This window comes from Micromonospora sp. NPDC047793, assembly GCF_040642635.1.
Lineage (GTDB): Bacteria > Actinomycetota > Actinomycetes > Mycobacteriales > Micromonosporaceae > Micromonospora.
On record NZ_JBEYSG010000008.1, the window covers coordinates 304078 to 328121 of the forward strand.

Sequence of the window (24044 nt, forward strand, 5' to 3'; positions counted from 1 at the left end):
CCTCCTAGTGCTCGAAGACCATGGCGGAGAAGGTCGCGCCGAGCCCGACGGCGACCATCAGGTAGCGGTCGCCCGGCGCGAGCCGCTCCAGTTCCAGGGCCGTCTGGTAGTTGATGAAGGAGTCGGCGCAGAAGCAGTGGCCGGTCGAGGCGACGTTGTCCAGCAGCACCCGGTCCACCGGGTAACCGAGCTGCTTGCACAGCCGCACCCAGGAGAGCCGGTTCACGTTGTGCGGCAGGATCAGGTCCACGTCGGAGAGCGCGACACCGGCCTGCGCCACCGCCGCCAGGACCACCTCGGCCAGACCGTCCTGATAGATCGCCTCGAACTCGGCGGCCCGCGCGGCGTCCATTCGCAGACCGGCGTTGAACTGCCCGTACGTCCGGGTGGCGTAGCCCAGCAGCCGGTCGTGGTCGCCGCTGAGCCCGACCAGGACGGCGGCCGAGCCCTCGCCCATGAAGGTGGTGTTCGGGATGAGCTGCGCGGTGGGGGTGAACGCCTTCTCCCCGGCGAAGACCAGGGCCAACGCGTCCGGGTCCCCGTCGGCGGCCAGCAGCTCACCGGCGAGGTGCACGGCGAGCAGCCCCGACGCGCAGGCGTGCTGGGTGACCGCGAACGAGACCGCGTGCTCCAGGCCGAGCGCGGTGCGGACCTGGTGCAGCGGGTTCTCCGGGTACGGCGCCACGGTCTGCAACGTGCGGGCCTGGAGCACGTACCGGACCTGGCTCTCGCGTCCGGTCAGCGCGGTCAGCTTGCCGGCCGCGTTGATCATCATCTGGGTCAGGTCGCCGTCCGGGTCGTAGCGCACCTCGGACAGGCCGTAGAAGCGGCGGAACGTCGCCACCTGCTTCGGGTCCATCGCCAGTCGGGCACCGATCTCCTCGATCGGTACGACCGCCGACGGAAGATAGGCGGAGACCGCCTCGATGGACGTCACCGGGCACCTGCGGGTTGTTGTCCGGCGATCAGTTCGGTCAGGTGCGCGGTCAGCTCGTCGATGGTCGGGTGGTCCCAGACCAGGGTCTCGCTGAGCCGCATGTCCAGGTGCGTCTCGATGTCGCCGCAGAGAGCGAGCGCATAGACCGAGTCCAGGCCGTACTCGGCGAGGCGGACGGTGGGGTCGATCTCGTCCTCGGGCCGGCGCAGGTACTCCGCGACGCAGCGGGTCAACCAGGAACGCAGGTCGCCCGCGCCCTCGGCGGTGGATGCCATGTGGGTTTCCTTCCTCGGATGGTTGGCGGTGCGGACTGGCCTCCGGGTCATCCCGGCAGCGGTCGGCGGGACAGGTCGAAGCTGCGTCGCTCCGCGTGCCGGGCGGCCAGTTCCTGATAGAGCGGCTCGCGGTGGTCGCCGGCGCGGTCGTCGCCCGGACGGCCGAGGCTGCGGGCCAGCCGGTCCAGCGCCCCGGTGACCCAGGCCGGGTCGTCGTCCCGGGCCAGCCAGACGTTCAGGCAGGCCGAGGCGGCGAGCACGGTGGCGTACCGGGCGGGCAGGTCGAGCACCTCGACGCGGGCGTCCACGCCCAGGTCGGAGGGGTGCAGCGCGGCCCCCGCCTCGGCGAGGTCGCCGAGTTCGGCCGTGAACTGCCCGGCCAGCCGGCGGAGTCGCTGCTGCTCCGGCCCGTCGCCGGTGAGCCGGTCCACGGCCGCGCCCAGCGATCCGGCCAGGCCGTCCAGCCCGCCGGCGGAGACCCTTAGCCGCGCGAACGGCAGCTCGGGCAGTTCCTCGCCGATCCGGAACAGCGCCGGGTCGGCCGGCTCCGGATGCACCCAGCCGCGCCGCGCCAGCAGCGGCACCTGGGGAAGCATGGTGCCCAGGCAGGCGACACGGGCGGCGTGCCCGAACCCGGCCGGTGCCAGGTCGCGCAGCAGCTTCTGGAAGATCGCGTACCGGCCCTCGCGCAGGTAGAAGTGCGCCCCGAGCACCAGGGAGAGCTGGTGCATCGCGTCCATCAGCCGCTTGCCCACCAGGTACTTCACGGCGGAGGCGTACATGCTGGTCTGGCCGGGCAGCAGGTGCAGCGCGCGGGCCGCGACCAGGCCGAGGCTGTCGCAGATCAGCAGATCCAGGTACGCGTCGACGAGCAGCCGCCGCACCTCGGGCTGGTCGGCGACGCGGTGGCCGTAGAGACGCCGGTCGGCGGCGAAGTCCATGGTCGACCGCAGACCCGAGTCGAGGACACCGGCGAGCATGCTGGGGATCGCGGTGCGGGTGAGCTGGAACGAGCGCAGGGCGGTCTCGATGCCCTGACCGGGCCGACCCACCACCGCCTCGTCGTCCACCGGGCAGTCGGTGAACTCGATGCCGCCCAACTGCACGCCGCGCATGCCCACGCTCGGGTAGCGGGCCAGGTCACGCATCACGCCGTCCGGCAGCGTCTGCTTGTCGACCAGGATCTGCGAGTGGCTGCGGCTGCCCGGCCGCTCGTCGGTGCGGGCCAGCAGCACCAGCCCCCGTGCCCGCGTGACGTTGGTGACCACCTCCTTGCGTCCGGTCAGCCGCCACCCGCCGGTCGTACCCGGCCGGGCCGCGAACTCGGCGCGGGAGAAGTCGTTGCCGTGCGCCAGTTCGTGGTAGGCCGAGGCGATCTTCTGGTTGGAGAGCAGCGTGTCGGCCACCCATCGGGTCTGCGTCGGTGAGCCGGCGGCCCAGACGTTGACCGACGAGATGAACGAGCTGACGCCGTAGCCGAGCCCCAGCGACGGGTCCCGCCGGAACACCGTCCGCAGCACCTGGATCAGGTCGTCGGCCCCGGCCAGCCGCCCGCCGTGGCGGCGCGGCACGAACTCGGCGTTGAGGCAGTACGCGTCGAGGGCGCGCTCGGCGGCGCCGAACACCTCGTCCTTCTCGTCGGCCACCAGCGCGGCCGTGCCGCCGAGCGGGTTGCCGTCGTCGGACGGGTCGCCGAGCAGGTGTTCCAGCTCGTCCAGCCGGGCGGGGGCCGTCATGACAGCTCCTTGAGGTCGTCGGTGAGCCGGTCGAAGGCGGCGGGGTCGGGCCGGTGACCGCCGATCCGGTCGACGATCAGGGCCAGCGTGGCGGCCAGTTCCGGCCGGGCCGGCTCGGCGGACCACCGGTGCAGCACGGCGGCGGCGGCCAGGCACCACTCGTACCGTCGGGCCAGGTCGAACGCCTCGACGCCGGCCGTCACGCCCTGCGGCGGCAGGGCGGCCATCTCGTCGTGCAGCCGCTCGGCGGAGTCCAGGACGTACGCGGCGAGCCGCACCACGCTCTCCGGCGCCGTCGTGCGGACCTGCTCCACCAGGAAGGGCAGGCTCTGCACCAGGCTGCATCCGGTGCGGGAGAACAGCTCCAGGCGACCCGGGTCGGTGGGTGCACCGACCTCGACGCCCCGCAGCCCGGCGACGTCCCGGACCTGTTGCCGCCAGCCGGCCACCAGACGCGGGAACTGGGTGATCAGCGAGTGCCGGTTGACGAAGGTGTTGCCGTCGAAGATGCCCACGATGCGGTGGTCCCGTTCCAGCTTCTGGAACGCGCCGTCGGCGTACACGGTGGTCAGGAACGCGCGGGCGCCGAGCAGCTCGCCGCACCGCGCGATCGCCTCGTCGACCAGGGTCGGCGCCAGCGCCTTCGCCACCGCCGAGTAGACGCTCATCTCGCCGGTCAGCGCGCCGGCCGCCCGCCCGGCGAACAGCACCACCGACTCCGCCACCAGCGCGGCGGCGGAGATCTCCCCGAAGCTGCGCCGCACGTGCGGCAGCTCGATCAGCCGACGACCGTAGAGCTCCCGCTCCCGCACGAACCGCAGGGTCAGCTCCCGGGCGTGGTCGACGGCGCCGAGCGAGAGCCCGGCCGCCATCACCCGGGTCAACTGGAGCGCCTTGAGCACGATCTCCAGGCCCGCACCGGGCCGCCCGACCAGCGCCTCGGGTGGCACCACCGCACCGTCGAAGGCGATGCCGCTGATGTCCGCGCCCCGGATGCCGTGCGTACGCGCCTTCGGCAACGTCCGGTAGCTGCCCGGGGCGAGCCGGTCCTTGTCGACCAGGAACAGGCTGTGGCCGCGTGCCCCGGCGTCGGCCGAGGTGCGGGCGAGCACGCAGACCGTCCCGGCCCGGGTGGCGTTGTTGATCGGCCACTTCTCGCCGTCCAGGCGGTACCCGTCCGGGCACTCGGTGGCGGTCAGCCCGCCGGCCACCAGGTCGCTGCCGTGCCCGCGCTCGGTCAGCGCCCAGGAGACCACCGCACCGGCCCGGATCCGCGCCCCGAGCCGCTCGGCCCGTTCCGGGTCACCGGCCACCCAGACGCAGACCGCACCCAGGTAGGTCTTGGCGTGCGCGATCGCGGCGGTCAGGTCGTGCCGGGCGATCGTCCGGACCACCTCGACGAGCTGCGTGTGATCGGTCGACGCGCCGCCGAAGCGCGCCGGCACGTACCAGTCGGGAACCCCCAGCTCGTCCAGCAGACGTACGGCGTCGGTGGGGAACGTCTCGGTCCGGTCCAGCTCGGCGACCCGGTCCGGGCGGAACGGCTCGGCCGTGGCCAGGGCGGCGTCCAGCAGGCCCGGCGAGATGGTGGTGACGGCGCTCATCGGGCCACCCCGGCCAGCTCACGATCCCGGTCGGTGGCCTTCAGGTGGGCGCGGACCTCCGGGGTGAGGTCGGCGTACGTGCCGGTGAGCGAGCCCTCCTGGAAGGCGCGACGGACCGCGACCCGCTGGATCTTGCCGCTGGTGGTCCGGGACACCCCGCCCGGGCGGACCAGCAGCACGCTCGCCTCCACGCCGAACTCGCGGGACAACCGGTGCCGCACCGCCGCCGAGATCCGGGCCAACTCCTCCGGCGTCGCCCGGCCGGCCCGTACCTCGTGCACCAGGACCACCTGTTCCTCGGGCACCGGCACGCTGAACGCGGCACCGACACCGAGCGCCAGCGCGGGATGCACGGTGCGCGCCTCGGCCTCCAGGTCCTGTGGATACAGGTTGCGGCCCCGGATGATCAGCAGCTCCTTGATCCGCCCGGAGATGTACAGCTCGTCGTCGAGGCGTACCCCGAGGTCGCCGGTGCGCAGGAAACCGCGCTCGCCACAGGCGGTCTCCGCGTCGAAGACGGCGGCCGTGGCCTCGGGGTTCTCCCAGTACCCGCGCGCGACGCTCGGTCCGCGCAGCCAGATCTCGCCCACCTCACCGTCGGGGAGCAGCACGTGGCGCTCCGGGTCGACGATGCGGATGTCCATCTCGGACGTCGCGCCGCAGCCGACCAGGTCACGGGTGGCCTCGTCGGTGTCCGGCCCGACCGGTCGGGCCTGCCCCCGGCCCAGGTGCGCGGCGTCGACCCGGGTGATGCGGGGAAGCCGGTACTGCCCGACGCAGGAGACCGCAAGCGTCGCCTCGGCCAGCCCATAGCCGGGGCCGACCGCCTCCGGCCGCAGGCCGTAGGGCGCGAACCGGTCGCGGAAGCGGGCCAGCGTGCTCGCCTGGACCGGCTCGGCGCCGTTGACCGCGACCCGCCAACGGGACAGGTCCAGTCCGGCGAGCCTCTCCTCGGCGATCCGGTTCAGGCACATCTCGTAGGCGAAGTTGGGTGCCGGGGAGATCTGCACGTCGAAGCGGTCCACCAGGAACAACCAGCTCTGCGGGTGCCGCAGGAACACCGAGGCGGGCATGTGCACGGTGGTGCTGCCGACGTACAGCGGGGAGAGGAAGAGACCGATCAGGCCGAAGTCGTGGTGCATCGGCAGCCAGCCGCCGTGCCGGGCGTCCGACGGCGCGCCGAGGATGCGCTGGTAGACCCCGGCGTTGTCGGCCAGGTTGCCGTGCGTCACCACGACGCCCCGGGGCTGGCTGGTGGACCCGGAGGTGTACTGGAGGAAGGCGATCCGGTCCGGGTCGTCGGGCAGGGCACGGAACTGTCCGACGTCGGGCAGCGCGGTCGCGTCGGTCACCAGACGCGGCAGGTCGCCCACCCCGGCCGCCTCCGCCCAGGTGGCCACGTCACCGGCAACCCGCTCCTCGGTGAGCAGGGCGGCGGCCCGCGCGTTGCGGACGATCGCGGTGAGCCGCTGGCTGCGGTGCTGCTGCCCGTCCGGCACCGGCACCACGATCGGGATCACGCCGGAGTACAGGCAGCCGAGGACGGCGAGGGCCAACTGCGGGCCCGGCGGATAGAGCAGCATCGCCCGGTCGCCGGCGGCCAGCCGGTCCTGGAACAGCGCGCCGACCCGGCGGGCCGCGTCGTGGATCTGGGCGTACGAGTAGCTGATCGGGGCGTCGTCACGCATCGGGTCGGCCACGTAGGTGAACGCGGTCCGCTCGCCGAACTGCGCGACGTTGGCCTCCATCCGGGCACTGAAGCTGGTCACCGTTCACGCTCCTGCTGAGTCGTCTGAATCGAGATCGCTCGGTTGGGGCACAGTTGTGCGGCCTCCCGCACGGCCGGGACCCGATCCGGCTCCGGCTCGGCCACCAGCAGCACGACCGTCCCGTGGTCGTCCTCGTCGAACACCTCCGGCACGAGCCGGACGCAGTGCCCGGCGCCGAGACAGCGCTCCGCCGCGACGGTGAGCAGGACCGTCATCGGGTCACCACCGCACCGGCAGCCGGCCGAGCCCGAACACCACGCCCTGCTTGACCGGGATCTGCTCGACCGGTACGGCCAGGTGCAGCCCCGGGATCCGGGTGAACAGCGCCCGCAGCGCGATCAGCAGCTCCAGCCGTCCCAGGTGCTGGCCGACGCACTGGTGGATGCCGAAGCCGAAGGTCAGGTGACCGCGTGCCGCCCGCCGTACGTCCAGCACGTCGGGGTCCGCGAACCGCTCCGCGTCCCGGTTGGCCCCGGGGAGCAGCAGCACGATGCCCTCCCCGGCCCGGATCAGCTCGCCGTCCACCTCCAGGTCGGCGGTGGCGACGCGGACCGTGGCACCGGTGAGCGACAGGTACCGCAGCAGCTCCTCGACCGCGTCCGGCCACCGCTCCGGCTCGGCCTGCAACAGGTCGAGCTGGGTACGCTCGGTGAGCAGCGTGAGCACGCTCATGCCCAGCGTGTTGACGGTGATGTCCTGTCCGGCGAGCACGATGGCGATGCCGAGGCCGGTCGCCTCCTCGACGGTCAGCTCGCCCTCGTCGATCCGCTCGACCAGATCCCGCAACTGGCCGTCCCGCAGCGTGTCCCGACCCTCGGTGAGCAGGTGGGTCAGGTAGCCGGTCATCGACCGGACCGGGTTGAACCGCTTGTAGGTCACCGTCTGGAAATGCGCGACGTCCGCCTCCGGCACCCCGAGCAGCCGACCCAGGACCTCCGCGACCAGCGGCTTGGCGAACACGTCGAGCAGGTCCACCGGCGGCGACTCGGCCAGCATCCGGTCCAGGTAGGCGTCGGTGTACCGGACGATCTCCGGTTCCCAGGCGCTGATCCGCTTGTAGGTCAGGCTGGGCAGCACCGCCCGCCGCTGCCGCGAGTGCGCCGGCGGATCGGTCCGCAGCAACGCCTCGATGGTCGCCGAACCGCTCTGCCGCAGCCCCGCCATGCCGGGCACCGGCACCGGCATGGCCGGCTGCCGGACGTCCACACTGGTGTCCGGGCTGGCCAGGATCGCCCGGGTCGCCGCGTACCCGGTGACGACCCAGACCGGACGGCCGTCGAACAGCCGCGCCCGGGTGACCGTCCCGCGCTCCCGCAGCTCCCGGTATTCCTCCGGCGGCTGGTACGGGCACTGACGCTTCAGGGGCAGCTCGGGTAGCTGCGTGATGTCTTCCGTGGCCACGGCTCTGCTCACCGGTACCGCCCCTCTCTCCCCCGCTTGTCTCATCGAAGACGAGTCTGCGGAGGTGAGAGAGTTTCGATAAGACACCGCCGGGCGGCGGAAAGAGCGCCCGGCCGGGCATACCCGATCGGGTATGCCCGGCCGGTCAGGGTGGGTCGGCCCGGCCGACCCCGCTACCTAGGGCGCGGGAGCCACTGGTTCAGCGGCGTACGGTCACCGCCTTGCTGGTCGACCTGCCGTCCACGTACCCCGCCTTGCGGGCGATCACCACGACGGTCAGCTTCTTGTTGCGCATCGAGGACTTGAGCTTCAGCGTCTTCCCCGTCGCGCCCTTGATCACTTTGCCGTTGAGCCGCCACTCGTACCGGTAGGAGTCGACCTTCGGCGACCAGGTGCCGACCAGTGCCTTCACCGTCCGGCCCACCTTCGGGGTACCGCTGACCGACGGCTTCTTCGTCGCCTTCGACGCCTTACCCTTGGCGACCACGGCCGACGCGGGTGAGGTGGCCACACCGGACGGATGGCCGGCAAGCCTCGCGGTCACCGTGACGGTGAGCCGCTTGCCCACCATCGACGGCGTGACCTTCAGGGACGCTCCGGTCGCGCTCTTGATCGCGGTGCCGTTGGCCGACCACTGATAGGCGTACGAGGTAGGGGCCGGGCTCCACGTGCCGGGTGCCGCCTTCACCGTCGAGCCGACCGCGAGGGTGCCCGAGATCGACGGCTTCTTCGTTGCCGTCGGTGGTGCGGGAGCCGGAGGCGGCGGGGCGAGTCGTGGGCCGGCGACGGTCAGGGCGGGACCCACGCCGTCAGCGGGCTGGGCGGTCAACGTCCACGCGAAGGCACCGTCGGCCAGCGGCCTACCGGCGGAGTCCCGGCCGTCCCAGGCCACCCGCAGCAGGCCCCGGACCGACGAGCCGGACAGCGTACGCAGGGCGGTGCCCGCCGCGTCACGGACGACGAACTGCCAGGAGGCGGCAGGCTTCGACAGCCACCACTGACCGGACCAGGCATCGACCTCGTCGGACACGGTCGAGTCGATCACGCTCAACGCCGATGCCGGGATGCCGGTCGGCACGATGTGGACCTGCTGCCGCCGGTCGGCGTACGCGACCGCACCGCCGAACCGGTCAACGGTCCAGGCGGTACGCGGCGCGGCACCCGGACCGAGGTCGTCCGCGTCCACCAGCATCCGGGCCGGGCGCTGGCCGTTCAGGTCGACCAGCCGGAGCCCGCCGTTCACCTGCTCGACCAGGTAGCCGTCGCCGAGCAGCACGTCACGTGCCGGGGCGGGCAGGTGGCGCTTGGCCACCCGGTCCCAGACACCCGAGCCCCGCTCGCTGTACGTGTAGTCCACGCACGCCCAGTACACCCAGCGCCCCACGGCCTGCAGCCGGGTGGCCGAGCATCCGTTGCTGGTGGTGAAACTCTCCAGGACGGTGCCGGTGGGTAGCTGGGTGGCGGTCACCACACCGGAGGCGGCCGAGCCGCTCCACAGCGTCGAACCCCAGACGGCGGCCCCGACGAATGACCGGTTCTGGAGCACGACACCCGCCGCCCCGGGCCGGAACTCGCCGATGTACTGGGTGCTGTACGTGCCACCGTCGATCACCGCGTACCGACCGGAGAGGTCGATGAGCCTCGGGGCGAAGTGCTTCGTCTCGATGCTCGGGCCCGACGCGGCGGACCCGTTCGCGTACAGCATCGTCACGTCGCGGTAGGTCGCATTGGCGCGACCGTGATGGCCGGTGCCGTCGGCGAACATCGTGATGCAGCGGGGGTTGTCGGACGTGCCGCAGGAGCCGTCGCGGCCACCGACCAGCGCGTCCCGGGTGGCGCGCTCGACGGCCGGTACGCCTCCGCCGGTCGGCGTGGTCAACCAGGTGCTGCGGTAGGTGCCGAGGAAGTCGCTGGGACTGTAGATGGTGCTGTTGTCGGCCGTGCTGAGGATGCCGCTGCCGAGCGCTAGCCCGTGGATCTGCGCCGGCACCGGCTGCACCGACGTGATCCGGTGCCGGGTGACCGAGCTGTCCGGGGTCGGCGAGATCCGCCAGATCCCCCAGTCCAGGTCGCCCTCCTCGACGTACTCCCGCGCACCCGCCACCAGGGCGGACCCGTCCGGTGCCTGGACGATCTGGTGCGCGGCCGGGTTCATGACCGTGGCCGGGCGTCGCGTTCCGTCGACGCGCTCGGCCCAGAGCCGCTGCCCACGATAGATGTTGTTGCCCGTGGCGATCGGATCGACCGAGAGCAGGCTTGCACCGACCAGCCCGTGCGCGGCCTGGTAGTCGAGGTGGCCCGTGGTGACCGTGTGGGTCGGTGCCGAGAAGTCCTCCCGGTCCAGGACGTCCAGTAGGGAACGCCCGCTGCGCAGCCTCAGGATCGACTCGGTGGCGAGCCGGAAGCCGCTCACCTCCCAAGCGTCGAACGGGTCGAGCCGGTCCGGAAGCCGGGTGAAGACACCGCTGGCGACGTCGATCAGGCCCCACTTGCGCCACTCGTCGACCGGATCGGCGAGCCGGTAGCGAACGATGACGGAACGGGCGTCGGCGTCCTCGACCGCGGCCTCCGTGACACCACCGGGAAAGCCGGAGACCGGCGTCTCCACACCGTCCCGGAGCAGGTGGTACGCCAGGTCGTCGGTGCGGGTCAGAATGGTGTCACCGAAGGTGCCCTGGTAGGACCGTCCCTCGGGCAACGTCACCGTGCGGCCGTTCGAGGCACCCCGCAGCAGCGTCACCCGTGGCGACGGCTCGGCCGAGTAGACGGCCACCGTGTCCGAACCCGCTCCGTACCAACCCGGGTGGAACGAGGGGGCAGACGGCCACCAGCCTTGGAAGTCGTACTGCACCGGTGCGGGCAGCCGCTGGTCGAGCGCGGTGGTCGTGCCGTTTGCGTACACCGTCCACAACAGACGATCGTCACCCTCCTGTGCCCACAGGAATCCGGTGTCGCCGGCGTTGAGGATCCGGGTGGCGCGCGGGATGGCCCGCGCCTCGGCGGGCAGCACCAACTTCGCAGTCGGCTCGGGGGAGGCGGCGATCGCCGTGCCGGGCACTGCGGCAAGCGTGCCGACGAGGCACATCGTCAAGGTCAGAACAGTCGAGTTCCGCGCCGTACGCACGGCCGGCAGTTGCCCGGTCAGGGCCACCGTCTCCTCCTCGGAAACCACAAGAAAAGTGGTGCGGAGAAAGGACACCATCGGATCGGCAGACGTGCTGCCCGGCGTCCCCACGCATCTGAGGGCGGCAGCATAGCAAGAAGCCGATCTTGGTGGTGCCCCATTGTGGCTGGTTAGCCGGGTCTCCGCGTGGCGCGGGTCGACATTGACGGGCCGAGAGGATGTCGGTCGTCGTGGTTAGGGTGCTGCCGTGGAAGAGAACCGTCGTAGCCTGCCCGCTGCGCTGGCCGAAGCGCACGCGGGGGAATTCGACTACCGCGACGGAGCCGGCGTCGACTTCGAGCCGTACCCGCAGTTCCTGGACCCGGACGAGACCGCCGACTGGTGGCGCTCCTGGACCGGCAACCCCGAGCTGGACGGGGCCGAGTACCGCGTCTTCGGGCAGGACGGCACCGGTGGCTACGCCGCGTTCTGGCTGGTCCGCGCCGGTGAGCCGATCGAACGACAGCCGGTGGTGTTCCTCGGATCGGAGGGCGAGACCGGGGTCGTGGCGCCGGACCTGGGGAGCTACCTGTGGCTGCTGGCGGACGGATTCGGTCCCTGGGAGGCGGCGCAGTACCCGGAGCACGAGCACGAGCCGCAGCCGGACCCGCGCCTCACCGAGATCGCACAGCGCTTCGCACCGGATCGCCGTCGATCGGCGGACGAGGTGGTCGCGGCGGCGCGGGCGGAGTTCCCCGACTTCGACACGCAGATCGACGCCCTCTGCCGTTAGCGCGTGTGGCAGCCGGCGGATTCCGGGACGCACCGGCGACCCGCTACCGGGACGTTTGGCCAGTTCAAGGGATGTTTAATCGTCCGGGCAGGTGGCATCCCCGCCGACGCCTGCAACCTAGACGTACCATTGAGCGTACGTTCGACCGTACGTTCTGCTCGTGGGGGCCAGAATGAAGGTGCTGACAATCAGCGATGTTCGCAAGAATCTCGCCGCCGTGGTCGATGCGGTGATCGACGATGCCGAGGAGTGCGTCATCCCACGCGGCGGCGGCAAGGCTGTCGTCATGGTGTCGCTCGACGAGTGGAACGCGATGAACGAGACGCTGCATGTTCTCGGTTCCGCCTCGAACGCCCGCCGACTGCTGGAGAGCATCGCCCAGGCCGATGGCGGCCTACTCGAGGAGCATCCACTCGACTCGAAGTCCTCCTCTCCGAAACCCGGCAAGGAAGCCGCGTGAGGCTGCGCATCGTGTTCACTCCCCACGCCTGGGAGGACTACGACGGCTGGTTGCGTCGGGACGTGAAGATGGCTCGCCGCATCAACGACGAACACCGGCTCATCTACCGCATCCGTGGGGGCGACCTGGAAATCGCCGCCTGCCACGGTCACTACCTCGACAAGTAGAGGCTGCTCACCCCAGCGCCCGCCAACACGGATCGGTGGTCGCGGCGTTCAGGCTCTTCCTGCCCGCGAACGAGGGTGAACGGCCTGCGCGCCGTCGCCCCTCAACCGGGCCCGGCGTTTCGCACAGGCCAGCCCAATGAAGCGCGATTCCAACTGTGGCCTAGAAGCGGTAGGCATCGCGTCGGTGGCGGATCGAGTGGATCTCCACGACACGCTTGGCCTCGTTGATCCGGTAGATGACCCGGTAGGTGCCGCGGCGGGCGGAGTGAAAGCCGTCGAAGGGCTCGTCGAGTGGTTTGCCCGCCCGATAGGGGTTGACCGCTATCGCGTGCTGGATGGTCTCCGTCGCCGCGACCGCGACCTCCAGCGGCAGATCCTCGTGCAGGTTCCGGCGGGCCTGCCGGGAGAACATCACCGTGTACGGGCTGACCTCGCCCGTGTCGTCCCGCCGCTCGCCTTGCGACGGCATCAGGCTGCCCTACCGCGACGCCGTTCCAACTCGGCGCGAACCTCGTCCATCGAGAACGTGTCGCCGGCCACGAAATCCTCCCGCGACTGGCGCAGATCCGCGAGGGCCTCGTCGTCGGAGAGCAGGTCGAGCGTCTCCCGCATCGACTCGTACTCGGCGACCGAGATCAGCATCACGTCGGCACGTCCGTTGCGGGTGATCGTGAAGTGGTCGTGCTCCCGAGCGACCCGGTCGGCAAGCTCGGCGATCCGGGCCTTGGCTTCCGTGATCGGAATGGTCTCCATAGCGACCATTCTAGTGACTGGTCAGAATTCTGGCCACTTGCTTCGCCCTGCCCCCGGAGGCAGCGAGCTGTCCGGGGTTGCGGCGTCGAGTCGCGATGCAAACACCCGAGATATCGGCCGTGGCCTGCGGCTTCGCCGCACTGGCCCCTCCGTTCGGTATCCGTCTGAGGTGGGCCGCCAGGGACTCGAACCCTGAACCTATGGATTAAAAGACCGCAGGAAGGCTGGAAACTCCCAATCATGCTCTTACCGAACACCGCACTGACCTGCGAAAACGCAACCGAGGGCGCGATGAGAACCAGCCACAGTGGACTCTAGGTGCTCCCCGGGTGCTCGTCTGTTCGACATAATGCCTGTTCAGCACATGATCGAAAGTCCGAGACGGCCCCATCGAATCCAGATCAGGCTCGCGATCGCCGCGTGCGCGACCCGCTCCGACCGCCGCCTGCTTCGGTTCACGCGTAGGTCGGCCCGTATTGCTCAGGCAGTCGCGCGGTGACCGTCGACCTGTCCGGACTCGACGTGTCACCTGTGCACGTTTAGTGCGTTCTGGGTATTGCCGGGCATAATAGTCGAATTCCCCCGGGCGGGGGCCACGCGATCGTAGGACTTTGACCAGGCGAGCTAGTCAAGAAGGCGATCATGAACGGTGACGGAGGTACCGACTTAATACCGCCGGTGCGGTTGCACAGCCAGGCGGCGGGCCGGCGTCTGGGCCCGCAGCCATCGCACGGTCTTCGTGAGTCCTGGCAAATGACGCCGGAGTATTAAGATCATCGACATGACCCGGATCCCGACACCTCTCCCCCGGTTCTGGATGAACCGGAGCAGCAGCGGGGCGGGGTCCGTCGGTCTGACGCGAATCAACTGAGTCTTGCCGACGGTGTCACCGGCCGTTGCACGGTCCTGCTCGCGCCGCCGGGAGCAGGTAAGACGGTCGAAATCCGGCGTCTCGTCGACTCACTCGGCGAGTGGGCGCGCGTCATCACCCTGGGCGCCTATGGTGATCTTCACGGGAAGATCACGCGCGCGCTGGACGAGCTCAGCCCCTATGGCGCGGATGGGCTGCTGGCGTTGGACAGCATGGATGAGTCGACGTTGCCGACGACACAACTGGCGAACCTGATCGAAGATGTCGTCAACGACCTTCCCGAAGGCGTCAGGCTGGTGCTTGCGTGTCGCACGGGCGCCTGGCTTCCCGGTGTCAACCACGTGCTCCAGCGAGCCCTCGACGACTTCACCGTGCTGGATCTGATCGCCCTGACCGACCGCGACGTGGTGACGTTCGCCGACGCCTTCGGCGTGTCCGGACAGGCGTTCCTCGACGCCGTCACCAGCGCGAAGGCAACACCGCTCACCCGGCACCCGAAGGAGCTGGAGTTCCTCCTCGACGAATACAAAGCCGCAGGTGACGCACTACCAAGCAGGCAGCGTGATCTCTACGACCGCGCGATTGACCGCTTGTGCAAAGAGCAGAACCCTCATCGGCAGGGGGCCGCAGACACTGGCGAGCACCGGGCTCTCCGAGACGGTGCAGGGCGTCTCGCAGTCTTGAGTCTCTTCACCACCCGCAAGGTGTTCAGACTGCACGAACCGGATGACGAGTTCTCCCTGTCGGAAGATGACTACGCCAGCCTTCTCCCTGAGACACCGGTACCGGCGCCGTACTCAGATGTCCTAGGCACCGCCTTGTTCGAGGGTGCGGCGGACGGCACCATGAAGTTCACTCACCAGACAGTCGCCGAGTACCTGGCTGCCCGCCATCTGTCGGATCTCAAGCTGACGAAGGCACAGTTGGACGCGCTGCTGCGGGTGCCTGGTGGGCTGCTCGCACCTCAGGTTCAGGCGGTGGCGGCGTGGCTCATCGCGCTCGACCCCGGTCGGTTCGGGGACCTGCTCGACGACGACCCGGCGGCATTCATCGGCAGTCAGGTCGAACTCACCGACCCCGAGTATAGGCAGTCGCTACTGCGTCGACTTCTCGCGCTCGCGGACGACTACTCGCTGCATGAGGCAGTACCTCTCGATCTTTCCGGGCTGGCCTACCCGGGTATCGAGGAACTGGTGGGCCCCTACCTCACCGATCGGGACCGCACCCTCGACGCCAGGTATCTGGCCCTGCGGATCGTGTCGGACAACCAAATCGTCGGTCTGAACGATATGCTCGTCAGCCTCGCTATGTCCGAGGACGAGCCGGTCGTGCTCCGAAATGCGGCAGGTCGAATGAGTCTCGACCTCGTTCCCCCAAGGGCCGATACTCCACTGCAAGCATTGGCCGACCGTGCGGATGACCGGTTAGACGATGAGGGTGAACTTCTCGGTGTCGGACTTTTCGCGCGCCTGAGGTCCGGAACCTCCCCATCGGAGTTGTTGCGCTACCTCAGGAGGCCAGCTAACCCCGACTTGTTCGGAAGTTACTGGGCCTTCGCTTCGATAGAGCTACCTAACGCGATTTCCGCATCCGCCCTAACGAACGAAGAGGTGCGGGAAGCCGTGCAGTGGCTGGCGCGGCTCGATCGTAGGGATCGGCCAGGAATGCCGCGGGTCAGCGGACGTCCTGTCTGCCCGGATGCTCTGCAGGACGCCATTGTTGAAATCGGGCTCCTTCATTGTGATGATGCGAACGTTCGCGCCGACGTCGCGCGTCTGATCCGGCTCTGCCTGACTGAGGACCGCAAACTGATCCATGGCAGAGGAAGAAGCCTGCCTGTCTTACCTGACGAGGTTCGCCGATCACTCGTCCTTCAGGTGATCGGGACGGAGGACGACGTCGTTCTTGCTTGGGAGCTTGTTCGCTCGAGCCTACTGCAACCGGACGATCTGCAATGGGTCACGCAGCTACTGGACACCCGGATCGAACAGCAGCCACACACCATGCGCGCTTGGCTGCTGGGCAGTGTCAACCCGAGTCGGGATGACCACCGGGAGGCGATCGATACGATCGATGCATCCTCCCTTGCGTACCGGTGGCTGAACCCTATACCGGACCCCGAGGAACTCCAGACCACAGCCGAGTTGGTCGCCGAAGGCCCTGCCCCCAGCGAGACGCAGCTGCACGATCGTCTCATCGAGACCCTTGCAGGAGAGCCGGCCGATTCCTTCACTCACTTCTGCTATTGGGCGCACTACGGAACCGACCGACCGGTCGCGCAGCAGGGGCTCGAGATCGATGTACGCGCACTCCCCGGGTGGAAATACCTGAACGCTGCCGAACACCGCCAGGTAGTCGAAGCTGCCGAACGATATCTCCATGCAGGCACCGACAACGGCGCGTCGCTCGTCGGTACGGACCAGTTCAGCGACGCCGCACTCGCCGGTGTCCGCGCATTCGCCCTTATTGCCGCTGAGCGCGGGACCGTCGAACTCCCGGCAGCGCGGTGGGCGTTCTGGGCGCCCGCTCTGATCCACACGCCCAGGAACGGCGACGACAGCCTTCTGCTGAGCTCTCTCCGCCGCGCCTTCAATCTAGCGGGCGAGACACTTCGTGCCTCAGTCGAGCAGGAGATGCAGGCCGCCCCTGACTTTGCGCAGTTCGTGTTACAGCGTTTGACGCCAGTCCTGGAATCAGACGCGATCGAATGGCTGACCGCTCTAGCCGACGATCCCGCGTTCACCGACGCGGCAGCATCGGTCGCATTCGCCCGACTCATCGTCCTCGACCCCGACATCGCCCTAGACAGGATCGCGGCGAGCATGGAGCCGACGCCGCGCTTCCAGCGCTTCGCGACCACCGCGCTGCAAGTCGTGGGGAGCAAGGCGTGGCACGAGTTGCACGGCCGGCTTCAGCAGGATATACAAACCGCGACCGTAGTCCTCGGAGACTTGGCGGCAAGCCATGCCTTCGATGCCGACGCCTTCGCCGCAGCCGACCTCGTGGCCCTGTGGGAGCTCACGTGCGAACTCTTCCCGCCGCACGAGGATCCGAGGGTAACCGGCGCACACTGGGTTGCTCCGCGAGAGATTATCGGCCATGCACGGGATCGAATGCTGCCGGCACTCGCTCAGCGGGGCACCGCCGAAGCCGTCGCTGTGCTGGCCGACCTTGCCGCCCGACGCTCGGACCATGTGTCCCTGCGGCGCCTTGTTGCGCGGGCGCGAGCAGCACTCGCCCGCGCAGACTGGCATCCTCTGCGCCCTCATGAAGTCCGTCTCGCGCTTCTGCCCGCTCGCCGCGTGCTGCGCAACGAGGTCCACCTCCTTGCGATGGTCATCGAGGCCCTTCAGCACTTTCAGGACGACGTCCTCCAAGGGGTCACGCCGCTGGCCACCCTCCTGTGGGACCACCAAAAGTGCGGAGCGACACCGCCGATGTGCCGACCAAAGTCAGAGGACGAGTTCAGCGACCTCGTTGACCATCAGATCCGCGCCTACCTTCCGGGAGTGATCGTCAACCGCGAAGTGCAGACACGACGCCTCCAGTCAACCGGCATCGGCCAGCGCAGTGACCTCCTCGTCCAGGCACAGGCCACCGGAGACACCAGTCGCATCATCAAAGTGGTGATCGAGGTGAAGGGCTGCTGGAACGACGAAGTTTCGGACGCTCTCGAGACCCAACTCGTCGCGCGCTACCTCATCCCGACTGCCGACGCAGCCGGGCTCTTTCTCGTCGCCTGGTTCGACGCGGGCCATGGATTCCGCGCCGGAACTTGGAAGAACGACCCAACCCGCGGCAAGCGCGATGCCCTACTCGCCAACCTGCAGGAACGCGCAACGGCGGCGGCTGAGTCGACCGGACGCGGCATCCGGGCCGTCGTAATTGATTGCTCCATGCCTACTCAAGAGGCGCGAGGGACGGATCCGATCGACGCATCGCACCCCACCGTCATCGCATCGTGACGAGCGTGATGTTGACCTCGCCTCAGAATTAGCAGTACCGGCTTCCTCTACGGTCTAGCAAGGCGAGTCGCCAAGCTTAGCCCGGCCAATGCCTGAGATGACCTGCCAACTGATTGCAAACAAGGTTGGGCCTGCTGTACCGACAGGTGACACGTGTACTCACGCGGCCTGACCTGCCGGTGTGCACGATGTCCTCGAATTCAACGGTGCCAACCGGGACAAGTGCGCGCCGTAGGCAATGAGCCGGACCGGCGGAACCCCCAGCATGCGGAGCAGGGAACGGAAGCAGCAGATGAGCCAATCCGGCCGCACCGGTCGCCTACTCGGGTGTGAGTAGGTAGCTGTGGGGACTGCGGTCGGTCCCGGTGAACCGGCCTTGCTGCCAGCGGCACTGCTGACGCAGCAACTCGTTGGTGAACTCTTCGAGCCAGCGTCCTTAAGTCCGATGACTGGCACAGCCGCTGCTGCGCTGGTGGTGCTCATAGCTGTGTCGGTGCCCCGAATCGTGCACGCCGCCCTCGCCGGGACTGTACAGCTATAGATGGGCTGATCGACTGATCAAAGGGGAGGCGCCGGCAGACGGCCGGGATCACCTCGGGGCGCGAGCCGGCCGCCAGGCCCGGCTCCAAGATCCTATGGCGCTTCAGGTGATGGCGGTCAGCCTGGCTCAGCAGCCCTTGCTTGGGGTGGCTACTCTTCGCATGTGCAGTGTTACTGGCGAGTGAGGGGAGTGTTGTGGACGAGGCCGTAGCTGCCGCCGAGCAACGAGTCATGGTGCCTCTCAACGTAGATGGCCACGTCCTTTACCTGGCTGGCAGCGAGATGTCTCCGGGGATGACCAGTGATGAGACTGAGGTTGCTGCCCGTCCTGCCGATCTCGACGAGGCACTTGCGGCGCTCGCGGCCTTCGCTACCAAGGTGGGTGATCACCTGAAGTTGGCCGGGGTCAACCGCATGGCCGTCGAGTTCTCCTGCGAGTTCGGAGTGGAGTCGGGGACGTTCGTGGCCATCGTAGGTAAGGCGTCGTCCACGGCGGGTGTCAAGGTGAGCCTCGAGTGGGACCGCACGCAGCTCTAGTGACATCAGCGAGCACCGGCTGGGAGGAGCTTCTTCAAGCAGCCACCGTGGCCATCGAGGTGCCCTCACCGTCCGGAAACGCACCGCCTGCCCGCGGTACTGGATTCCTGATCGCTCCGGGTGTCGTCGCCACCTGCGCGCACGTGCTCTCAGCGAAGGGGGCTGCCCTACCGGAGGTAGTCAAAGGGCGTGCTGTGGCCGTCGGCGCTCAACTGATGTTGAAGGCGGACCCGCAGAGGTGCTTCCGTGCGTCCGAGGGGCTGGACCTGGCACTGTTGGAGCTCAGCCACAGTTCCGTGGACGTAGACATCTCGCCGGTGTTGCCCTCTCCGGTCGTGGCTGTCGGCGATGCCCTTTGGACTTATGGACATCCAGATGGGATGTTCCGCGCGGGTCAACCTGCAAGCCTCGTTTACGAGGGAGCGTCCCGTCTTGGCGAGATGGATGCGCTGCGGATGCTGCGAGCTCAGGGAACCCCTCTGACGAAGGGCTTCAGCGGAAGCCCGGTGGTGAATCGACGCACCGGTGCTGTGTGCGGCATGGTGTGCACCTCGAACACGACCGGTGGTGCTCATATGCTTCCGATCGCCGAGATCATCACCCGCTGCGAGCCCGCGAGGCTAGCGCTGGCGACGGCGCAGGTGGAACACCGCCAGTGGCTTAGCGTGCTCAATGACGAGCAGGTCACCGCAGGGCAGTGGCGCTTCCCCGGACCTCAACTGCGTGCCTATCTGACCCTCGCCGCGCGTACCGCCGCGACTCATCCGTACCAGATGTCACCGACGTTACCCATGCCACCGCTGTCCGCCGTTTATGTCCGGCAGGCTGCCCGGCGAGAGGCGGATTCCTACGCTGTCGCCGCTGCGGCGCCACCTCACTCTGCAGAGATCATCTTCGACGGTGACCACGATGCTGTGCTGGTAGCCGGTGCGGGAGCAGGCAAGTCCAGCCTCTTCCAGAACACCGTCGGTGACATTGCCCGGCGCCAGCGAGACGGCGAGATCACGGACGTGCCTGTCCGGGTACAGGCCAATGACGTGCTCTCTACTGCCAGCCTCGGTGAGGCCATCGCCCGAAGCGTCCGCAGCGACTACAGCCCGCTCCACGGCAAGGGGGCATGGCCGCCAGACTTCTTCGCCGAGCGGCCCATCCTTAACGGCAGATGGCTTGTGCTGGTCGACGGCCTCGACGAGATCATGGATCCCCGCAAGCGACAACAGGTTCTCGCCGCTCTACGCGCGCGTCACGGCGACCCCGATTGCCCACACCGCTTCATCATCGCGACTCGTCCCGGAACCACGTTCAACGACGGGTTCGAGGGTTCATGGGTGCTCCTGCAGTACGAGCTGCTGCCCTTTGATGAGGAGCAGCGGCGTCAGTTCGCGCAGACCTGGTTCATCCGGGCGGAGATCACTCACCCCGCCGAGGCGGCCGCTAGGTTCCTCAAGGAACTTCGTCGGCTGAGCCTTGAGGAGTTGGCGCGTAACCCGCTGATGGCCACCATGCTGTGCCAGCTGTTCGTCGCGAATCCCGAACGCCGGCTGCCGCCTCGCCGCTCCCGAATCTTCCGCGACTTCGTTCACCTCCTGCGCGACCGGCACTACAGTGACGCTGACGGCGGCGTGCGTTACCAGTTGCGTCGCGCGCTTCAGCGATACGGCGCGGATGCCGAACAGGCCGGAGAACGCCTGATCGCCATCGGTGACACTCTGATCGGGCGGCTGGCCGCCGATCGCCTCGACGGTGATGCCACTTCAGCGGTCGACAAGCTCGAGCACTGGACAGCAACGCTACGAGGCAGCTCGGTGCCGGAGGCCGTGTGGCGTGAGCTACTCGCGGACTACCTGCGCGGAAGCGGCGTGGTGGTGGCCCGCGCAGACGATTACGTGTTCTTGCACCAAACGATCCAGGAGTACCTGGCCGCGCAGTATGTTCCCAGCGACCCGGACCGCGCCGACGCTGCCTTCTGGGACCTATTCGGGAGAACGGCCAGCGGTAGAGCGGTCGCGCCACCGGCATGGCGGCAGTCCTACGCCCGGTTCCTCGTGGCTGCCTGGACTCAGCCCGACCAGATGGCATCTGCCCTTCGATCGATGGCTGCCACCGGCGGACTACCGGGGGCCCTCTTCGTCACGGCCGTCATCGAGGACGGCGCCGAGCCGGATGACACGACAGCCGAAAACGCGGTCAGGACGTTGTCCGCGTTCGCCCGTGACTCGCGTGCTCCCGATGACGACCGCTATCTCGCCCTGACCACGTGTCTGCGGCTGGACCGTGCGAAGGGGCTGCACTTGGCGACGGTCATCGCCACAGATCGTCGACAGAGCAGCGCCTTTAGGGCCACCACACTGCGGGCCATGGCCGCCTTGACCACCACCTCCGCCGATGTCAGCTCAACCGCAGGCGACCAGTGGATCATGAATCAGTTGGCGTGCCTCGACGGCATCGACGCCACACTGATCCTGACCTCCGTGGCCAAAGACCAGGGATTCGAGGCGACGCAACGAATCTGGGCCGCAGAAGCTCTCACACAGATCAACCAGAGCCTGGGCCGGCGCCACCTCGTCGATCTCGCCAGAGACGAGAAAATCAACTCGGCGCAGCGCCGCGCCGCAGCCACGGCACTGCACGCCGCCAAAGACCCGCGAGGCGCGTCCCTGCTACACAAACTGGCACGCGATGAGTCCGCACTGGCTGCCGAGCGCCAACTCGCGGCGCGGACGCTCACGCAGAACCCGCAAACCCGGTCTCCACTACGGCGGATAGCCCACCGTCTCAGGCTGCCGAAGATCATCGACACCTCGCCAGCGGTGAGTGAGGTACTCGAGCCCTTGGTGACCTCACTACGTGAGAACCACCCTCGGGCGGACGTGAGGGGCATCCAGCAGGCGTTCGACGCGGCGGCCCGCTGGCACTCCGGTCAATTCCGCAAGTCAGGCGACCCGTACATCACCCATCCGCTCGCGGTGGCGACCATCCTGGCTTATCTAGGCATGGAATCAGAGACGGTCATGGCCGCGCTGCTGTCTGGAACGGTGCACGACGCGGCCTACAGCGTCGAGCAGATGTACGCCGACTTCGGTAGCGAGGTGACGCTGTTGGTCGACGGCGTGGGAAAGATCGACAAAGTTGAGCTGGACAACGTCGCCGAGACGAAAGCGATCCGCAACGTGGTCGCCGTCGCGGCGAAGGATCCACGTGTTCTGGTGATCAAGCTCGCGCAGCGTCTACACAACATGCGAACCCTCGCCTATGTCGCTCGCGGTGAGCAGGAGCGCCTCGCCCGGGAAACCCTGAACCTGTGGACGCCACTGGCACACCGTGTCGGTCTCAACGTCCTGAAGTGGGAGCTGGAGGATCTGGCGTTCTTGACGTTGTTCCCGAAGCGGTTCGAGGAGATCAACCGGCTGATCGGGGAGCACCAGCCGCAGCGGGAGGCGTTGCTGCGGCAGGTGACGCAGAAGGTGCACCCTGAGTTGAGGGCGGCAAACATCAAGGCGGAGGTCACCGGGCGGCCGAAGCACCTGTACTCGATCTACCAGAAGATGATCGTGCGGGGCCGCGAGTTCAACGACATCTACGACCTGGTGGGTGTGCGGATCCTGGTCGACACGGTGCGGGACTGCTACGCGGCGTTGGGTGTGATCCACGCGAACTGGCAGCCGGTGCCGGGGCGGTTCAAGGACTACATCGCGATGCCCAAGTTCAACATGTACCAGTCGTTGCACACGACGGTGATCGGGCCGACCGGCAAGCCGGTGGAGATGCAGATCCGGACGTACGCGATGCACCGTACGGCGGAGTTCGGTATCGCGGCGCACTGGAAGTACAAGGAGAAGGGCACCCAGATCGTCGGGCCGCCGGCGCACATCGACGAGATGACGTGGCTGCGGCAGTTGTTGGACTGGCAGCGGGAGGCGGCGGACCCGAGCGAGTTCCTGGACGCGTTGCGGTTCGACCTGTCCAGCCAGGAGGTGTACGTCTTCACCCCGAAGGGTGACGTGATCCCGTTGCCGACGGGGTCGACGCCGGTGGACTTCGCGTACGCGGTGCACACCGAGGTGGGGCACAAGTGCATCGGGGCGCGGGTCAACGGCAAGTTGGTGCCGTTGGAGTCGACGCTGTCCAACGGCGACGTGATCGAGATCTTCACCTCGAAGTCGGAGACGGCCGGGCCGACGCAGGACTGGTTGGGTTTCGTCAAGAGCCCTCGGGCGCGGACGAAGATCCGGCAGTACTTCAACAAGGAGCGGCGCGAGGAGGCGATCGAGGAGGGCAAGGACGCGATCGTCAAGGCCATGCGCAAGCAGGGCATGCCTTTGCAGCGGATGCTCACCTCCGACAACCTGATGGCGATCGCCCGGGACCTGCACCTGGCCGATGTGGCGTCGTTGTACGCGGCGGTGGGGGACAGTCAGGTCTCCGCGCAGTCGGTGGTGCAGAAGCTGATGGCCACCTACGGCGGCGAGGAGGGTGCGGCCGAGGACATCGCGGAGACCGCGGTGGCCACCCGGCCGCCGCGCAGCCGGGCCTCCAGCCACGACCCGGGTGTGGTCGTACGCGGTGTCAGCGACGTCTGGATCAAGCTGGCCCGCTGCTGCACCCCGATCCCGCCGGATTCAGTGTTCGGCTTCGTCACGAGTTCCGGTGGGGTGAGCGTGCACCGTGACGACTGCGCCAACTCCGAGGATCTGCGCGCCCAGGGCGAGCGGGTGGTCGAGGTGAGTTGGAAGCTGACCTCTTCCTCGACGTTCCTGGTCGCCATCCAGGTGGAGGCGCTGGACCGTCGACGGCTACTCGTTGACATTGCCCGAGCGATCTCCGACGTCCAAGTCAACATCCTCTCCGCCACCGTCACCACCACCCGGGACTTGGTGGCGGTGAGCCGGTTCAGCTTCGAGATGGCCGACCCGAAGCACCTGGGGCATCTGCTGGCCGCCGTCCGTAAGGTCGACGGGGTCTTCGACGCCTACCGGGTCACATCGGGAGCCTGATTCACACCTGACCCACTTCGAGTACAAGTTCCTAATCGGAAAGTCGTTGAGGTCAACCCGCTCTGAACAGCAGGCCGGACGTCCGAGCCAATTAGATTCAGCTCCCGAACGATCGTGACGCCAGCGTCAATCATCCTTG

Annotated in this window: 16 protein-coding genes; 6 read left to right on the forward strand and 10 right to left on the reverse strand. The window is 68.2% G+C overall.

Features of this window, described 5'->3' with window-relative positions:
- Window positions 1-4: 4 nt before the first annotated feature.
- From ABZ738_RS18800 to ABZ738_RS18835, 8 genes are all read right to left on the reverse strand, one after another.
- The gene (locus ABZ738_RS18800) at window positions 5-937 is read right to left on the reverse strand and encodes a ketoacyl-ACP synthase III family protein (RefSeq protein WP_131051895.1); all 933 of its coding nucleotides are present in this window, start codon (window positions 935-937) and stop codon (window positions 5-7) included.
- The gene (locus tag ABZ738_RS18805) at window positions 934-1212 is read right to left on the reverse strand and encodes an acyl carrier protein (protein WP_131051894.1); all 279 of its coding nucleotides are present in this window, start codon (window positions 1210-1212) and stop codon (window positions 934-936) included. Before ABZ738_RS18805 ends, ABZ738_RS18800 begins: the two co-directional genes overlap by 4 nt.
- Window positions 1213-1259: 47 nt before the next feature.
- Window positions 1260-2948 carry an acyl-CoA dehydrogenase gene (locus ABZ738_RS18810; protein WP_357214675.1) on the reverse strand — a complete coding sequence of 563 codons (1689 nt, stop codon included), beginning with the start codon at window positions 2946-2948 and terminating at the stop codon, window positions 1260-1262.
- Entirely contained in the window at window positions 2945-4552 is a 1608-nt protein-coding gene (locus tag ABZ738_RS18815; protein ID WP_357214678.1) for an acyl-CoA dehydrogenase family protein, read from the reverse strand. Before ABZ738_RS18815 ends, ABZ738_RS18810 begins: the two co-directional genes overlap by 4 nt.
- A complete protein-coding gene (locus ABZ738_RS18820) occupies window positions 4549-6321 on the reverse strand; it encodes a fatty acyl-AMP ligase (RefSeq protein WP_357214681.1) in 1773 nt (590 codons plus the stop codon). The genes ABZ738_RS18815 and ABZ738_RS18820 overlap by 4 nt, the downstream gene beginning before the upstream one ends.
- Entirely contained in the window at window positions 6318-6536 is a 219-nt protein-coding gene (locus tag ABZ738_RS18825; protein WP_131051890.1) for a ferredoxin, read from the reverse strand. Before ABZ738_RS18825 ends, ABZ738_RS18820 begins: the two co-directional genes overlap by 4 nt.
- Window positions 6537-6540: 4 nt before the next feature.
- Complete coding sequence (locus ABZ738_RS18830) at window positions 6541-7722, reverse strand: cytochrome P450 (RefSeq protein WP_131051889.1); 1182 nt, start codon at window positions 7720-7722, stop codon at window positions 6541-6543.
- Between the two features lie 199 nt (window positions 7723-7921).
- Window positions 7922-10873: a FlgD immunoglobulin-like domain containing protein gene (locus tag ABZ738_RS18835; RefSeq protein WP_357214684.1), complete on the reverse strand. Its 2952-nt coding sequence runs from the start codon at window positions 10871-10873 to the stop codon at window positions 7922-7924.
- Window positions 10874-11093: 220 nt separating this feature from the next.
- Here ABZ738_RS18835 and ABZ738_RS18840 point away from each other — a divergent pair, with 220 nt between their 5' ends.
- From ABZ738_RS18840 to ABZ738_RS18850, 3 genes are all read left to right on the forward strand, one after another.
- Window positions 11094-11618, forward strand: a complete 525-nt coding sequence (locus ABZ738_RS18840; RefSeq protein WP_131051887.1) for an SMI1/KNR4 family protein — start codon at window positions 11094-11096, stop codon at window positions 11616-11618.
- 172 nt (window positions 11619-11790) lie between these two features.
- Window positions 11791-12078 carry a type II toxin-antitoxin system Phd/YefM family antitoxin gene (locus ABZ738_RS18845; RefSeq protein WP_357214687.1) on the forward strand — a complete coding sequence of 96 codons (288 nt, stop codon included), beginning with the start codon at window positions 11791-11793 and terminating at the stop codon, window positions 12076-12078.
- Window positions 12075-12245, forward strand: coding sequence for a type II toxin-antitoxin system YoeB family toxin (locus tag ABZ738_RS18850; protein ID WP_357214690.1), 171 nt, complete (start codon window positions 12075-12077; stop codon window positions 12243-12245). Before ABZ738_RS18845 ends, ABZ738_RS18850 begins: the two co-directional genes overlap by 4 nt.
- 160 nt (window positions 12246-12405) lie before the next feature.
- Here the strand turns inward: ABZ738_RS18850 and ABZ738_RS18855 are convergent, their stop codons facing one another.
- A complete protein-coding gene (locus ABZ738_RS18855) occupies window positions 12406-12714 on the reverse strand; it encodes a type II toxin-antitoxin system RelE/ParE family toxin (RefSeq protein ID WP_131051886.1) in 309 nt (102 codons plus the stop codon).
- Window positions 12714-12998: a type II toxin-antitoxin system Phd/YefM family antitoxin gene (locus ABZ738_RS18860; RefSeq protein ID WP_131051885.1), complete on the reverse strand. Its 285-nt coding sequence runs from the start codon at window positions 12996-12998 to the stop codon at window positions 12714-12716. The genes ABZ738_RS18855 and ABZ738_RS18860 overlap by 1 nt, the downstream gene beginning before the upstream one ends.
- A 1083-nt stretch (window positions 12999-14081) precedes the next feature.
- Between ABZ738_RS18860 and ABZ738_RS18865 the strand changes: the two genes are divergently transcribed.
- The 3 genes from ABZ738_RS18865 to ABZ738_RS18875 all read left to right on the forward strand — a co-directional run bounded on the left by ABZ738_RS18865 (window position 14082) and on the right by ABZ738_RS18875 (window position 23905).
- Complete coding sequence (locus ABZ738_RS18865; protein ID WP_357214695.1) at window positions 14082-17834, forward strand: hypothetical protein; 3753 nt, start codon at window positions 14082-14084, stop codon at window positions 17832-17834.
- 735 nt (window positions 17835-18569) lie between these two features.
- Window positions 18570-18911, forward strand: coding sequence for a CU044_2847 family protein (locus ABZ738_RS18870; RefSeq protein ID WP_357214698.1), 342 nt, complete (start codon window positions 18570-18572; stop codon window positions 18909-18911).
- Between the two features lie 47 nt (window positions 18912-18958).
- Window positions 18959-23905 (forward strand): RelA/SpoT family protein, encoded by a 4947-nt coding sequence (locus tag ABZ738_RS18875; RefSeq protein ID WP_357214701.1) that lies wholly within the window; start codon window positions 18959-18961, stop codon window positions 23903-23905.
- Window positions 23906-24044: the final 139 nt, after the last annotated feature.

What these genes read in the sequence shown, in the direction of transcription:
- ABZ738_RS18845 (WP_357214687.1), top strand. Translation starts at nt 11,791, where the DNA reads ATGAAGGTGCTGACAATCAGCGATGTTCGCAAGAATCTCGCCGCCGTG.
- ABZ738_RS18805 (WP_131051894.1), bottom strand. Translation starts at nt 1,212, where the DNA reads ATGGCATCCACCGCCGAGGGCGCGGGCGACCTGCGTTCCTGGTTGACC.
- ABZ738_RS18860 (WP_131051885.1), bottom strand. Translation starts at nt 12,998, where the DNA reads ATGGAGACCATTCCGATCACGGAAGCCAAGGCCCGGATCGCCGAGCTT.
- ABZ738_RS18815 (WP_357214678.1), bottom strand. Translation starts at nt 4,552, where the DNA reads ATGAGCGCCGTCACCACCATCTCGCCGGGCCTGCTGGACGCCGCCCTG.
- ABZ738_RS18825 (WP_131051890.1), bottom strand. Translation starts at nt 6,536, where the DNA reads ATGACGGTCCTGCTCACCGTCGCGGCGGAGCGCTGTCTCGGCGCCGGG.
- ABZ738_RS18810 (WP_357214675.1), bottom strand. Translation starts at nt 2,948, where the DNA reads ATGACGGCCCCCGCCCGGCTGGACGAGCTGGAACACCTGCTCGGCGAC.
- ABZ738_RS18855 (WP_131051886.1), bottom strand. Translation starts at nt 12,714, where the DNA reads ATGCCGTCGCAAGGCGAGCGGCGGGACGACACGGGCGAGGTCAGCCCG.
- ABZ738_RS18865 (WP_357214695.1), top strand. Translation starts at nt 14,082, where the DNA reads ATGGATGAGTCGACGTTGCCGACGACACAACTGGCGAACCTGATCGAA.